Raw genomic sequence first — 14,382 nt, 5'->3', positions numbered from 1 at the left:
GATCAACGCGACCTTCTCGGGGCTCGTGGTCGCGGGCATCACCGCGACGAACGGCAGTCCGAGCATGCGGGCGAAGTAGGCCTCGCTCACCGCGGTCGACCCGCTCGAGGCCTCGACCACCGTGCTGCCCTCGGTGATCTGGCCGGAGCAGAGCCCGTAGAGGAACAGCGACCGCGCCAGCCGGTGCTTGAGGCTGCCGGTCGGGTGGGTCGACTCGTCCTTGAGGTACAGGTCGATCCCCCACCCGGGCGGCAGCGGGTAGGCCAGCAGGTGGGTGTCGGCGCTGCGCCGCGCGTCGGCCTCGACCGTCGCGACAGCGCGGTCCAGCCACTCGCGGCACGCGGGGGCGGAGTGGTCGACGTCCGTCATGCCGCCGGACCGGCGTCGGTCGCCGTCACCAGCACCGGCCGCTCCGCGGGGACGACGGCGACCGCGGCGCCGGGGACCAGATCCGCGCTGACCGCGCTGGCGACGTCCACGCGAACCTCCACCCCGTCGCCGAGCGCGACGAGCACGCGGGTGGACGCGCCCGAGAAGGTCCGTGTCACCACCCGCCCGGTGCCGGTCGGGTCGGCGGTGACCACGAGGGACTCGGGGCGCACCAGCGCGACCACCGGGCCGCCCGCCGGGGCGGTGCCGGCCGCCGGGCGACGCACACCGAGCAGCTCGACGTCGGTCCCGCGCAGGACCGCGGGGATCCGGTTCATCGTGCCCACGAACTCGGCGACGAACGCCGTCGCGGGCCGCTCGTAGAGCTCGTCGGGGGTGTCCACCTGCTCGAGCCGGCCGCTGCGCATGACACCGACCCGGTCGGCGACCGAGAGCGCCTCGGCCTGGTCGTGGGTCACGAACAGGGTGGTGATGCCGAGCTCGAGCTGGATGCGCCGGATCTCCTCCCGCAGCTGCACGCGCACCTGGGCGTCCAGCGCCGACAGGGGTTCGTCGAGCAGCAGGACCTGCGGCGCGACGGCCAGCGCGCGGGCCAGCGCCACCCGCTGCTGCTGCCCGCCCGAGAGCTGGTGCGGATAGCGCCCGCCCCGGTCGGCCAGACCCACGAGTTCCAGCAGCTCGGCGGCCCGGTTCTGCTGCTCCGACCTGCCGCGGCGGCGCACCCGGAGACCGAAGGCGACGTTCTCCGCGACGGTCAGGTTCGGGAACAGGCTGTAGGCCTGGAACACCATGCCCATGTCCCGCTTGCTGGCCGGCCGGTCGGTGATGTCGTGCCCGTCGAGGAGCACCCGCCCCTCGTCGGGACGGTCGAAACCGGCGATCGCCCGCAGCGCCGTCGTCTTGCCGCAGCCCGACGGCCCGAGGAGGGCGAGGAACTCCCCGCCGCGGATCTCGAGGTCGAGCCCGTCCAGGGCCACGACGGCGCCGTACCGGCGGGTCAGCCCGTCGAGGCGGACGGCGACCCCCGGCCGCTGGCGGAGGTCCGTGGCGCCCTCGGTCCGGGCGGGGGCGGCGGTCATGCGCTCTCCTTCGTGCCACGCCGGCGGTCCAGCGCGGAGATCAGCAGCAGCAGTGCCCAGGTCATGAGCAGGGAGAGCACCGACACGGCGACGGACAGCCGGGGCTCGGAGCCGGAGATCCGCACGATCCACGTCGGGAAGGTCTCGAAGCCCAGGATGACCGCGACCGTGTACTCCCCCATCACCAGGGCCACGGTCAGGAACGACGCGTTCAGGACGGAGGTGCGCAGCACCGGCAGCACGACCGACACCAGCACCCGCGGCCAGGAGGCACCGAGGTTGCGCGCGGCCTCGGTCAGCGTGCGCAGGTCGGCCCCGCGCACGCCGGCGTCGAGCGCGCGGTACACGAACGGCAGCGCGAGGACGACGTAGACCAGCACCAGGATCCAGGGCAGCGCCGGGTCCTGGAGCGCGAACATCGCCTCGGCCACCGGTGTGCCGTAGAAGTAGTCCGGCGCCCACGCGAGCACGCTGCGCACGCCGACCACCAGGGCGATGGGCGGCAGCACCAGCGGCAGGAGCGTGAGGAGCTCGACCGTCGTCCGCAGCCGCGGCAGCCGCAGGTTCACCAGCACGACGGTCGGCACCATGAGCGCCAGGGCGATCAGCGCGGTGAGGGCGGCCAGCGCGAGCGAACGGCCGAACGCCTCCGCGAACCCCTCCGCGCTCGGGATGCCGGCGTAGACGTCCGCTGTCACGCCGTCCCGGCTGCGGACGGTGAACCACACCGACGCCGCGATCGGCGCCAGGAAGTACAGCCCGAGCACGCCGAGGACGGCGAACCGCCAGGTGCCCCGGCCGCGACGTCCGGCGCGGACCGGCGTGGGCGGGGTGACGCCGCCGGCACCGGCCACTTCCGCCGGCAGCAGCGCGGTCACGTCAGCCACCGCGACGCACGCCGCTGCACCCACGCGTAGAAGAGCATCACCAGGCCGACGACCAGGACCATGCCCAGGGCCAGTGCCTTGCCGAGGTTCTCGGCGCCGACGATGACGTTGGTCGACAGCGCGTCGGCGATCTGCAGGGTGACCAGCGGCACGCTGCTGCCGACCAGGGCATCGGCGGTGGCGTAGGCCGCGAAGGCCGAGGCGAACAGCAGCATGGTGGCGCCGATGACCGGCGGCGCGAGGACCGGACCGCCGACGTAGCGCCAGTACTGCCACCCGCTGGCCCCGAGGTTGTCGGCCGCCTCCCGCCACTGGGGGCGCAACGCCTCCAGCGCGGGCGTGATCGTGAGGACCATCAGCGGGATCAGGAAGTACAGGTACACCACGGCCAGACCCGCCATCGAGACGAGCGAGAACCCCTCGAGGCCGAGGCGTTCGCGGATGAACGCGGTCAGCAGACCGGCGTTGCCGATGGTGGCCAGGAAGGCGAAGGCCAGCGGGATGCCGCCGAAGTTGGCCAGCACGCCCGATGCGGTGAGCACGAGCCGGCGCAGCAGCGCCCCCCGCCGGGCGCGCAGGACGGCCACCGCCAGGGCCAGGCCGAGGACCGCCCCCAGCACCGCCGTGATCGCCGACAACTGGAGGCTGCCCAGGTAGGCCCGCCGGTAGGCGCCCTCGGTGATCGCACCCAGGTTCGCGGCCGACCAGCTCTCCTCGAAGGTGGCCGGGTCGGTCACCCGGAACGACTCGACCGCGAGCACGACGATCGGCAGCACGAGGACGACGACGTAGAGGAAGAACGGCACCGCCCCGAGCACGGACAGCACGCGACCGCGCCGGCCCCTGGTGCGGGGGGCCGGCGCGGTTCCCGTCGAGCTCGGAGCGCTCAGCCGGACATCTCCTCGTTCCACCGTTGCGCGACGACCTGCTGGGCGGCGGTCTCCTGCTCCTGGGTGGGGAACTCCGCCGTCCCCTCGACCTCGGGAAGCACCGAGAGCGCGTCGGAGTCGGCGGTGCCGGCCTCCTCCATCGCCGGCAGCCGGACCGGGCGGGCGCCGCCCTTGAGCCAGATGTTCTGCCCCTCGTCGCTGTAGAGGAACTCCTGCCACAGCCGCGCGGCGGCCGGGTGCGGCGCGAACTTGCTGATCGCCTGGCTGTAGTAGCCGCCGAAGAGCCCGTCGCTGGGCACGTGCACCTGCCACTCGACGCCGTCCGCGGCGAAGGTCTCCGTCTGGGCGGCGTTCAGGTAGTCCCAGTCGATCGACAGCGGCGTCTCGCCGCTCTGGATCGTCGCCGGCGTGATCTCGACCGGGTTGAAGTTGCCGGCCGCCTTGATGTCGGCGAAGAAGTCGATGCCGGGGCCGATGTCGTCCAGGCTGCCGCCGTTGGCCAGCGAGGCCGCCCAGACACCGGCGAACGCCGCGGCCGCCTGCGTGGGGTTGCCGTTGAGGGCGACCTGTCCCCGGTACTGCGGGTCGAGCAGCTGCTCGAACGAGGTCGGGCACTCGGCGATCACCGTGGCGTTGCAGCCGATCGAGATGTAGCCGCCGTAGTCGTTGTACCAGTGGCCGTCGGGGTCCTTCTGACCCTCGGGGATGTCGTCCCAGGTCTCCACCTGGTAGGGCGCCAGCAGGTCCTGCGCCTGGGCCTGGCGGGCGAACGCCGTCCCGAGGTCGAGGACGTCGGGAGCGCGGTCCTGGCCGCGCTGGCTCTCGACGGCGTTCAGCTCGTCCTGACTGGAGCCGGTCGGGTTGGCCTCGTTGATCGTGATGCCGTACTTCTCGCTGAAGGTGTCGAGCATCTCGCCGTAGTTGGCCCAGTCCCGGGGCAGCGCGATGACGTTGAGCTCGCCCTCCTCCTGCGCCGCCTCGATCAGGGCGTCCATGCCGCCGAAGTCCTCGGCGGAGGTCGCCGTGGCGGCGTCCGTGCCGCCGCCGTTCCCCCCCGCCCGAGCCTCCGCCGTCGTCCGAACCACCGCACGCGGTGAGGGTGAGCCCGGCCGTGACGACCGCGGCAGCGGTCCGCAGGGTGGCGCTTCGTCGCACGTGTCCTCCTGAGTTGGCGCCGTACCTGGTCGGCGTCCCCGTGACGCCGACCGGCCGGCTCCGCGATTGTGGCGGAACCGACCGGGTCAGGGGCGGTTACGGCACACGAACGTGTGGTGAAGAGTCACCGGCCCGCGAAGGTCGCCTTGCCCGGACCGCTCTCCAGGAACGACCGCATGCCGGTCTTCTGGTCCTCGGTGTCGAACAGCTCGGCGAACAGCCGGCTCTCGAGGTCCAGGCCCTGGTCCAGCGGCAGGTCGAGCCCCTCGTCGACGGCCCGCTTCGCGGCGGCGAGGGCCAGCGGCGGTCCGGCGGCGAACTTGCGCGCCATGGCGACAGCTGTGGCGTGCACCTCGTCGTCCGGGACGACGGCGTCGGCCAGGCCGATCTCGAGGGCCTCCTCGGCGCCGACGTGCCGCCCGGTGAACACCAGGTCCTTCGCCTTGGCCGGGCCGACCAGGCGGGCCAGGCGCTGGGTCCCGCCGGCACCGGGGATCACGCCGAGCAGGATCTCGGGCTGACCGATCTTGGCCGAGGCGCCCAGCACGCGGAAGTCGGCGCACAGCGCCAGTTCGTAGCCGCCGCCGAGCGCGTAGCCGGTGACCGCGGCGATGACCGGCTTCGGCACACGGGCCACGGCGCGGAACGAGTCCTGCAGCTCCCGCCCCCACGTGACCATCGAGGTGCCGTCCAGCTGCGACATGGCCTTGATGTCCGCTCCGGCGGCGAACACCCGCTCCCCGCCGTAGATGACCACCGCGCGGACGTCGTCCCGCTGCCCGGCCTCCGTCGCGGCGGCCCGCACCTCCATGTGGAGCTGCTCGTCGATCGCGTTCATCTTCGGCCGGTCGAGGCGGATCGTGCCCACCCCGTCCTCCACCTGCAGGGTCACGAACTCGGGCATGTCCGGAGCTTATCCACGGTCTACTTCACGGCACCGCGCCGAGCGGTTCCGCTAGTCGGCGCGCCGGGCGCGACGGGCGGTGTACCGGCCGTCGGTGCGGGTCAGGTCCAGCTGCACGCCGAACGTGTCGGAGAGATTGGCCGCGGTGAGGACGTCGTCGGCCGCACCGGCCGCCACCACGTCGCCGGCGCGCAGCAGCAGCGCGTGCGTGTAGCCCGGCGGGATCTCCTCGACGTGATGGGTGACCAGCACCTGGGCGGGCGCGTAGTGGTACTTCGCCAGGTCGGTGAGCCGCGACACCAGGTCCTCGCGGCCGCCGAGGTCCAGACCCGCACCCGGCTCGTCGAGCAGCAGCAGCTCGGGGTCGGGCATCAGCGCGCGGGCGATCTGCGTGCGCTTGCGCTCGCCCTCGCTGAGCGTGCCGAACGGCCGGTGGGCGAACTGGGCCACTCCCCACTGCTCCATGAGCATGCCGGCGCGGGTCAGGTCGTGGACGTCGTAGCGCTCACGCCACCGGCCCACGACGGCGTACCCGGCCGAGACGACGACGTCGCCGGTGGCCTCCGCCGCGCCGATCCGCTGGGCCAGGGCGGCGCTGGTCAGCCCGATGCGCGGGCGCAGCTCGAAGACGTCGACCGCGCCGAGGGTCTCGCCCAGCAGCCGCACCTCGCCGCGCGTCGGGTGCATGTGGGCCGACGCCAGCTGCAGCAGCGTAGTCTTGCCCGCCCCGTTGGGGCCCAGCACCACCCAGCGGTGGTCCGCCTCGACCACCCAGTCGACGCCACGCAGCAGATGGGTGTCCCCTCGCACCACGTCGACGCCGGACATCCGGACGACCGCTCCATCGGCGGGGGGCTCGACACCCGCCCATCCAATCAACACCGGAGTACCCGCCTGCGCCCCCATGCCTCGCGAACTTGGCACGATCACACCGTGACCGACCGCCGGAGGACCCCCGCTCCGTACCGCGCCGCCGGTGGACCGACCGCCTGGTGCCCGGCCCGGCGCCGGAGGTGCTGCCCGGCTCGCCGGTGCCGCTGGGCTCGCACTGGGACGGGACCGGCACCAACTTCGCCCTCTGGTCGGCCGCCGCGCAGGCCGTCGACCTGTGCCTGTTCGACGAGGACGGCACCGAGCACCGGCACCGGCTCGAGGAGACCACCCACCAGGTCTGGCACGGCCGGCTGCTCGGCGTGGGCCCGGGCCAGCGCTACGGCTACCGGGTGCACGGCCCCTACGACCCGCAGGCCGGCCTCCGGCACAACCCGGCGAAGCTGCTGCTCGACCCGTACACGCGCGCGGTGGACGGCGACCTGTCGCTGCACCCGTCGCTGTTCGGATACGCCGGCGACTCGGTGGACGGCGGAGCGCGCGACGACCAGGACTCGGCGCCGTACGTGCCGCGCGGTGTCGTCGTCCACGACCCCTTCCCCTGGGACGGCGACCGTCCGCTGCGCACGTCGTGGTCGGACACCGTCATCTACGAGGTGCACGTCAAGGGCGCGACCGCGGAGCACCCCGACGTGCCGCCGCAGCTGCGCGGCACCTACGCCGGGCTCGCCCATCCGGCGTTCGTCGAGCACCTGCAGGCCCTCGGCGTCACCGCCGTCGAGCTGCTGCCCGTGCACCACTTCGTCAGCGAGCCGCACCTGCTGCGGCGCGGCCTGACCAACTACTGGGGCTACAACACGCTGGCCTACTTCGCGCCGCACGCCGCCTACAGCTCCGCCGGCAGCGACGGCGGCCAGGTGACGGAGTTCAAGACGATGGTCAAGCAGCTGCACGCGGCGGCATCGAGGTCATCCTCGACGTGGTCTACAACCACACCGCCGAGGGCGACCACACCGGCCCGACGCTGTCGTTCAAGGGCATCGACAACCCCGGCTACTACCGGCTCGACGGCGGCAACCGGGCCCGGTACACCGACTACACCGGCTGCGGGAACACCCTCGACGTCCGCCGTCCTCCCGTTCTGGCGCTGCTGATGGACTCGCTGCGCTACTGGGTCACCGAGATGCACGTCGACGGCTTCCGGTTCGACCTCGCCTCGGCGCTGGCCAGGTCCATGCACGACGTGGACCGGCTGTCGGCGTTCTTCGACGTCGTCCACCAGGACCCGGTGGTCAGCAACGTGAAGCTGATCGCCGAACCCTGGGACGTGGGGCCCGGCGGCTACCAGGTCGGCAACTTCCCGCCGCCCTGGACCGAGTGGAACGGCAAGTACCGCGACACGGTGCGCGACGTCTGGTCGGGGGCGCACGTCGGCGTCCGCGACCTCGCCTACCGGCTCACCGGGTCGTCGGACCTGTACCGCTCGGACGGCCGGCGCCCGTTCGCCTCGATCAACTTCGTGACGGCGCACGACGGCTTCTCCATGGCCGACCTGGTCACCTACGAGCAGAAGCGCAACGAGGCGAACGGCGAGGACAACCGCGACGGCGAGAGCCACAACCGCAACTGGAACTGCGGTGTGGAGGGCCCGAGCGACGACCCCCGCATCGTCGAGCTGCGCGCCCGGCAGGTGCGCAACCACCTCGCGACGCTCCTGCTGTCGACCGGCGTGCCGATGCTCACCGCCGGCGACGAGCTCGGCCGCACCCAGCAGGGGAACAACAACGCCTACTGCCAGGACAGCGAGCTCTCCTGGATCGACTGGAAGGCCCTGGACGACGACCTGTTCGCCTTCGTCGCCCGCCTGATCCGGCTGCGCCGCTCCTCACCGGTGCTGCGGCAGGAGGCGTTCTTCGAGGGGCACGAGATCCCCGGTACCGGCGGCACCCGCGACCTGGCGTGGTTCGCGCCGGACGGCGGCCAGCTGAGCACCGGCGACTGGTTCGACACCGGCCTGCAGACCCTCGGCATGTACCTCGACGGGCGCGGCATCCGGCACCGCGACGAGGCGGGGCGCCGGATGGTGGACGACTCCTACCTGGTACAGCTGCACGCCGGTCCGGACCCGCTGACGGTGCAACTCCCCGGCCCGCCCTGGGCCGACGGCTACGAGCTGGTCGTGTCGACCGAGTACCCGACCGGAGAGCCGCCGTCCCGCACCGTCGTGGCGCCGGGCCCCGTGGAGCTCCCCGGCCGCTGCGTCTGGCTGCTGCGCATCCTTCGACGGCCCTGAATGTCCCGAAAGCCGGAGCAGTAGGCGACGGAGTGCGCTGAGGCGCCATTCCAGAGTTCGGAAGGGCGCCTCAGCGCACTTCATCGGTCGGTTGCTACTCCTGGGGCTGCTCGAAGGTGATGACCGTCCAGCCGAGGAGGAGTCGGTCGCCGTCGGACAGCGGGTGGGCGACGCCGGGCTCGAGCTGGGTCCACTCCGTGGCCTCGGGGCCGGCGACGTGGGTGCCGTTGAGCGAGCCCAGGTCGACGAGCGAGACCTCGCGGCCGGACCGCTGCAGGGCCGCGTGCGCCGACGACAGCACGTTCTGGGTGTCGGCGATGGGGACCGGCCGAGCGCCGCCGCTGGTGACCAGCTCGTGGTTGTCAGGCCGGCGACCCAGCACGAGGTCCTCGTCCACGGTGACGACGAGGCCGTCGTCGAACCGCAGGACCGGTGCGGGCGAGGACTCGGGCCGCCAGAACGCGGTCTGCTCGCCGGACTCCGGCGCAGCGCTGGACGCACGGCTGGCACCGGCGCCGGAGCCGAAGCCCGCGTCGGAGCCCGCCGTGAACGACGACGGCGCCGAGGTGGCCGGCGGCGTCGCGGACGCGTGCGCCCGGGCGGCCAGCTGGAGCATCGCGCCGGAGCCGGGCACCGTGCCCTCGACGAGGTCGAAGGAGACCCCCGGCGGCATCTGCGGCGCGGCCTGGCCCGGGCCCACGTACAGGGTCTGGCCGAGCTGGAAGCCGGAGGCGAGCGTGCAGCCCTCCACCGACGACCCCGAGACCGGCACCCCGTCGACGGCCGGCTGCCCCTTGCCCGACCAGAGCGCGACCCCGGTACCGGCGCCGCCCGCCGTGTCGGCCAGCACGAGCGCGAAGGACGCGGCGCCGTGGGCGAGCGAGCTCACCTGGCCCGCGACGGCGGCCAGCACGCGGTCGGCCCCAGGACCCGCGACCCCGAGGCAGGCGTGCAGCGCCGCGACGAGAGCGGGCGAGCCGGGCGCGTCGACCCACAGCAGCCCACCGCCGCGGCGAGCGACGACGGAGTCTCCGGGGAGGACTTCACAGCGGTCAGGCATGGCCTCCAGCCTAGTGATCCGCGGGCAGTCTGGCTGACCGCGTCGCACCGCCACGCCGGGCGTTCACCAGGTCACACGGGGTGCATGGGACCGGCGTGGTCGAAGTGTCACGAGAGCCCTCGGCGAGCATCAGGTCACGCACTGGTGACCACTCCGAGCTCGGCGGGATCGGCCATGCGCGCCGAGTGCGGCAGCACGCGCACGGTGTAACCGAAGGCTCCGGTGCGGTTCAGCGGCAGCGTGGTCGTGAACCAGTGCCGGGAGCCCTCGGTGTGCTCATGCTCCATGGGCACCGTCGTGACGTCGTGCAGCCCGTCGGCGTCGTCCACCCGGCCGTAGGCCGCCTGCACCTCGACGTCGGACGGGGCCAGCCCCGGCAGCTCCACCTCGGCGCGCAGGTCGAGGGTCGAGCCGATCTGCGGGGTGTCGCTGCCACCGGTCGCCTCGACGTGCGCCACCCGCACGCTGGGCCAGTTGTGCAGCAGGTGCGACCGCCACGCGGCCTCCTCGCGGGCCGGCGAGTAGCCGTCGACCGCCATGGCCCGCGCCGAACCCGCGGCGGGCACGTACAGCTGCTGCACGTAGTCGCGCACCATGCGGGTCGCCAGCACCTTGGGGCCGGTCTCGCGCAGCGTGTGCCGCACCATCTCGATCCAGCGGGCGGGGACGCCGTCCCGACCGGACTCGTAGAAACGCGGCGCCACCTGCGTGCCGAGCAGGTCGTAGATCGCGCGGGCCTCGACCTCGTCGCGCCGGTCGGAATCGGTCACGCCGTCGGCCGTCGGGATCGCCCAGCCGTTCTGGCCGTCGAACCACTCGTCCCACCAGCCGTCGCGGATCGACAGGTTCAGCCCACCGTTCAGCGCAGCCTTCATGCCCGAGGTCCCGCAGGCCTCGAGGGGCCGCAGCGGGTTGTTCAGCCAGACGTCGCAGCCCCAGTAGAGGTACCGGGCCATCCCGATGTCGTAGCCGGGGAGGAACGCGATCCGGTGCCGGAGCTCCGGATCGTCGGCGAACGTCACCATCTGCTGGATCAGCTGCTTGCCGCCGTCGTCGGCCGGGTGGCTCTTGCCGGCGATGACGAGCTGGATCGGCCGCTCCGGGTCGAGCAGGAGGGCCCGGAGCCGCTCCGGGTCCTTGAGCATGAGGGTCAGCCGCTTGTAGGACGGCACCCGCCGGGCGAACCCGATGGTCAGGACGTCGGGGTCGAACGCCTTCGCCGTCCAGCCGACCTCCGCCTCCGTGGCGCCACGGGAGAGCGCCGTCTCGCGGATGCGGCGGCGGACCTCCTCGACCAGGCGGGAGCGCAGCGTGCGACGGATGGCCCACAGGTCGGCGGATGCGATCTTGTCCACGCCGTCGAACTGGACGTCGCCGTCGATGCCCGACCCGTCGCCCTTGCTGGTGCTCTGCGTGCCCATCTCGACCAGCTCGCGCGCGGTCCAGGTGGGGGCGTGCACGCCGTTGGTGATCGAGCTGATCGGCACGTCCCGCTCGTCGAAGCCGGGCCACAGCTCCTTGAACATGCCGCGGCTCACGTGGCCGTGGAGCTGGCTGACGCCGTTGGCCCGCTGACCGAGCCGCAGGCCCATGTGCGCCATGTTGAACTTGGTCGGGTCGTCCTCGGCGCCGAGCGCGAGCAGCTCCTGCAGCGGGACGCCGAAGCCGGCGAAGTAGCGCTCGATGAGCGCCTTCGGGAACCGGTCGATGCCGGCAGGGACCGGGGTGTGGGTGGTGAACACGGTGCCGGCCCGCACCGCCTGCAGCGCCTCGGGGAAGTTCAGCCCATGGGCCTCGCTGAGCTCGCGGATGCGCTCGATGCCCTGGAAGCCGGCGTGGCCCTCGTTGGCGTGGAACACCTCGGGCAGCGGGGTGCCGGACAGCCCGCACCACGCGCGCACCGCGCGGACGCCACCGATGCCGAGCAGCATCTCCTGACGCAGTCGGTGGTCCTCGTCGCCGCCGTACAGCCGGTCGGTGACCCCGCGCTCGGTGGGCGAGTTCTCCTCGATGTCGCTGTCGAGCAGCAGCAGCGAGACGCGGCCGACCTGGGCACGCCAGACGTGCGCGTGCAGGGTGCGCCCCTCGGGCAGCGGCACGGTGATGACCACCGCCGAGCCGTCGGGCTGGCGCAGCAGCTTCAGCGGCAGGCCGTGCGGGTCCAGCGACGGGTAGTGCTCGAGCTGCCAGCCGTCGCCGGAGAGGCCCTGGGCGAAGTAGCCGGCGCGGTAGAGGAGGCCCACGCCGATCAGCGGGACACCCAGGTCGGAGGCCGCCTTCAGGTGGTCGCCGGCGAGGATCCCGAGACCGCCGGAGTACTGCGGCAGCACCTCGGTGATGCCGAACTCCGCGGAGAAGTAGGCGATGCTCGTCGCGGCCTCGTCGCCGAGGGACTGGTACCAGCTCGGCGCCCGCAGGTACTCCTCCAGGTCGTCGACGACGTCCTGCAGCCGGCGGAGGAACCGGCGGTCCTTGGCCAGCTGGGCCAGCCGCTCGGCCGAGACCTCGCCGAGCACCTTGACCGGGTCGCCGCCGCACCGCTGCCACAGATCCGGGTCCAGGGCCTCGAAGAGGTCCCGCGTCTCGGGGTGCCAGGACCACCGGAGGTTCATCACCAGCTGGGACAGGGGCGTCAGCGGCTCCGGGAGGGCCGCCCGAACCGTGAATCGACGGAGTGCGCGCACCGGGCGAGACTAACCGCACACCGCCGAGCGCAGCGGCCCCGCGGAAACAGATGGAGTCAGCAGCCCCATGGCCCCCAAGCGTTCCCCGATCCCGCCCGTCCCTCCCCGCGGCGGTCGGCGGACATCCGCCGACGTGCTGGCCAGCGGCGACCTCGATAGCGTGGCCGCGATGACTGGCCGCCCTGACCTCCGCCTCGGCATCTCCGATGTCGCCCCCGTCGTGTCGTGCGGGTCCTTCTCGGCCCGCGCCGTCGTCGGTGAGCACGTGCCCATCACCGCGACCGTCTTCCGCGAGGGCCACGACGCCGTCGCGGCGAACGTCGTCTGGCAACCGCCCGGCGAGGACGGCACTCCCCCTCTCCGCCGAATGGCGAAGTTCGGGCAGGAGCCCGACCGCTGGCTGGCCACCGTCGTGCCGGACCGGGAGGGCCGCTGGTCCTTCTGCATCGAGGCGTGGAGCGACCCGCTGGCGACGTGGCACCACGCCGTCGACGTCAAGGTCGCGGCCGGGCAGGGCCCGGAGGAGCTGGCCAACGACCTCGAGGAGGGCGCCCGGCTGCTCGACCGGGTCGCCGCCGAGGCCGACGACCAGCACCGCGACGCGGTCACCGCGGCCGCTGCCGCGCTCCGGAGCACCGACCTCGAACTGACCGCTCGCATCGCGCCCTCCTTCTCGGCGTCGCTGCAGGAGTACCTGCACCAGCACCCCGTGCGCGAGCTGATCACCCGCTCGCCGCGGTACGAGGTGTGGGTCGACCGCCCCCGGGCCCTCTACGGCTCGTGGTACGAGTTCTTCCCGCGCTCGACCGGGCCGGTCGTGGGCGGCACCCCGACGCACGGCACGTTCGCCACCGCGCAGGAGCGGCTGCCGGCGGTCGCCGACATGGGCTTCGACGTCGTCTACCTGCCGCCGATCCACCCGATCGGCAAGGTGAACCGCAAGGGCCGCAACAACACGCTGACCCCGGACCCGGACGACGTCGGCTCACCCTGGGCGATCGGCAGCGACGAGGGCGGGCACGACGCCGTCCACCCGCAGCTGGGCACGATGGACGACTTCAGGGCGTTCGTCGCGCGGACCCGTGAGCTGGGCATGGAGGTGGCGCTGGACTTCGCGCTGCAGGCCGCGCCGGACCACCCGTGGGTCAAGGAGCACCCGGAGTGGTTCACCACCAAGCCCGACGGCACGATCGCGTACGCGGAGAACCCGCCGAAGAAGTACCAGGACATCTACCCGATCAACTTCGACAACGACCCCGAGGGCATCTACGCCGAGTGCCTGCGGGTGCTCAGGGTCTGGATCGACGCGGGTGTGCGCATCTTCCGCGTCGACAACCCGCACACCAAGCCGCTGAACTTCTGGCACTGGCTGATCTGGGAGGTCAAGAAGACCGACCCGGACGTGCTGTTCCTCGCCGAGGCCTTCACGCGGCCGGCGATGATGCACCAGCTGGCGCGGCTGGGGTACACGCAGTCGTACACGTACTTCACCTGGCGGACCGAGCGCGGAGAGCTCGAGGACTACGGCCGCGAGCTGGCCGCCAACAGCCACTACATGCGGCCGAACTTCTTCGTCAACACCCCGGACATCCTCCACGAGTCGCTCCAGTTCGGCGGCCCGCCGATGTTCAAGATCCGGGCGGTCCTCGCCTCGATGATGAGCCCGACGTGGGGCGTGTACTCGGGCTTCGAGCTGTTCGAGCACGTCGCGGTCAAGCCGGGCAGCGAGGAGTACCTCGACAGCGAGAAGTACCAGCTGCGGCCGCGCGACTGGGCCGCCGCGGAGGCCTCCGGGCGGAGCCTCGCGCCGTACCTGACGCGGCTCAACGAGATCCGCCGGGCCCACCCGGCGCTGCAGCAGCTACGGACGCTGCACTTCCACCCGGTCGACAACCCGAACCTGATCTGCTTCTCGAAGACCGACCCCGGTTCAGCCGACGCCGTGATCGTGGTCGTCAACCTGTCCAGCCACCACACCCAGATCGGGACGACGGCGCTCGACCTCCCGGTGCTCGGACTGGACTGGCACGAGCGGTTCGGGGTCACCGACGAGCTCTCCGGCGCGCACTACGACTGGGGCCAGTTCAACTACCTGGAGCTGGACCCCTACCGGGAACCCGCGCACGTCTTCGCGGTCACCTTCCAGCGACCGGTGACCTTTCCGCCACCGGTCGTCTGAACAAGTCCCGGCCACCACCGCACCCCCTCG

Annotated in this window: 11 protein-coding genes and 1 pseudogene; 3 read left to right on the top strand and 9 right to left on the bottom strand. The window is 72.6% G+C overall.

Features of this window, described 5'->3' with window-relative positions; all coding sequences use genetic code 11:
* Positions 1-21 precede the first annotated feature (21 nt).
* From MVA48_RS23840 to MVA48_RS21275, 7 genes and pseudogenes are all read right to left on the bottom strand, one after another.
* Positions 22-369 (bottom strand): annotated as a pseudogene (locus tag MVA48_RS23840) (pyridoxal-phosphate dependent enzyme); the annotation flags it as partial.
* On the bottom strand, positions 366-1,469 hold the full coding sequence (locus MVA48_RS21300; protein WP_246983357.1) for an ABC transporter ATP-binding protein: 1,104 nt from the start codon (positions 1,467-1,469) through the stop codon (positions 366-368). The pseudogene MVA48_RS23840 and the gene MVA48_RS21300, both read right to left, overlap by 4 nt.
* Entirely contained in the window at positions 1,466-2,347 is an 882-nt protein-coding gene (locus MVA48_RS21295; RefSeq protein WP_246983355.1) for an ABC transporter permease, read from the bottom strand. Before MVA48_RS21295 ends, MVA48_RS21300 begins: the two co-directional genes overlap by 4 nt.
* Positions 2,344-3,183 carry an ABC transporter permease gene (locus MVA48_RS21290; RefSeq protein ID WP_246983347.1) on the bottom strand — a complete coding sequence of 280 codons (840 nt, stop codon included), beginning with the start codon at positions 3,181-3,183 and terminating at the stop codon, positions 2,344-2,346. The genes MVA48_RS21295 and MVA48_RS21290 overlap by 4 nt, the downstream gene beginning before the upstream one ends.
* A 59-nt stretch (positions 3,184-3,242) precedes the next feature.
* Positions 3,243-4,241, bottom strand: a complete 999-nt coding sequence (locus tag MVA48_RS21285; protein WP_246983345.1) for an ABC transporter substrate-binding protein — start codon at positions 4,239-4,241, stop codon at positions 3,243-3,245.
* 284 nt (positions 4,242-4,525) lie between these two features.
* Positions 4,526-5,305 (bottom strand): enoyl-CoA hydratase/isomerase family protein, encoded by a 780-nt coding sequence (locus MVA48_RS21280; protein WP_246983343.1) that lies wholly within the window; start codon positions 5,303-5,305, stop codon positions 4,526-4,528.
* 51 nt (positions 5,306-5,356) lie between these two features.
* Positions 5,357-6,133, bottom strand: a complete 777-nt coding sequence (locus tag MVA48_RS21275; protein WP_246983341.1) for an ABC transporter ATP-binding protein — start codon at positions 6,131-6,133, stop codon at positions 5,357-5,359.
* Between the two features lie 164 nt (positions 6,134-6,297).
* Between MVA48_RS21275 and MVA48_RS24375 the strand changes: the two genes are divergently transcribed.
* Positions 6,298-7,290, top strand: coding sequence for a hypothetical protein (locus MVA48_RS24375; RefSeq protein ID WP_246983339.1), 993 nt, complete (start codon positions 6,298-6,300; stop codon positions 7,288-7,290).
* Positions 7,290-8,429, top strand: coding sequence for a hypothetical protein (locus MVA48_RS24565; protein WP_246989327.1), 1,140 nt, complete (start codon positions 7,290-7,292; stop codon positions 8,427-8,429). Before MVA48_RS24375 ends, MVA48_RS24565 begins: the two co-directional genes overlap by 1 nt.
* 94 nt (positions 8,430-8,523) lie before the next feature.
* On the opposite strand, the gene MVA48_RS21260 is transcribed toward MVA48_RS24565, so the two are convergent.
* Both MVA48_RS21260 and glgP read right to left on the bottom strand, forming a co-directional pair.
* Positions 8,524-9,489 carry an FHA domain-containing protein gene (locus tag MVA48_RS21260; RefSeq protein ID WP_246983337.1) on the bottom strand — a complete coding sequence of 322 codons (966 nt, stop codon included), beginning with the start codon at positions 9,487-9,489 and terminating at the stop codon, positions 8,524-8,526.
* Positions 9,490-9,623: 134 nt separating this feature from the next.
* Positions 9,624-12,173 (bottom strand): alpha-glucan family phosphorylase, encoded by a 2,550-nt coding sequence (gene glgP / locus MVA48_RS21255; RefSeq protein WP_246983335.1) that lies wholly within the window; start codon positions 12,171-12,173, stop codon positions 9,624-9,626.
* 169 nt (positions 12,174-12,342) lie between these two features.
* Here glgP and MVA48_RS21250 point away from each other — a divergent pair, with 169 nt between their 5' ends.
* Entirely contained in the window at positions 12,343-14,352 is a 2,010-nt protein-coding gene (locus MVA48_RS21250) for an alpha-1,4-glucan--maltose-1-phosphate maltosyltransferase (RefSeq protein ID WP_246983333.1), read from the top strand.
* Positions 14,353-14,382: the final 30 nt, after the last annotated feature.

Source organism: Blastococcus sp. PRF04-17, from assembly GCF_023016265.1.
In the GTDB taxonomy this organism is placed as follows: domain Bacteria; phylum Actinomycetota; class Actinomycetes; order Mycobacteriales; family Geodermatophilaceae; genus Blastococcus_B.
Note: the sequence above shows the minus strand (reverse complement) of the source record. Positions and strands in the feature narration are given on the sequence as shown.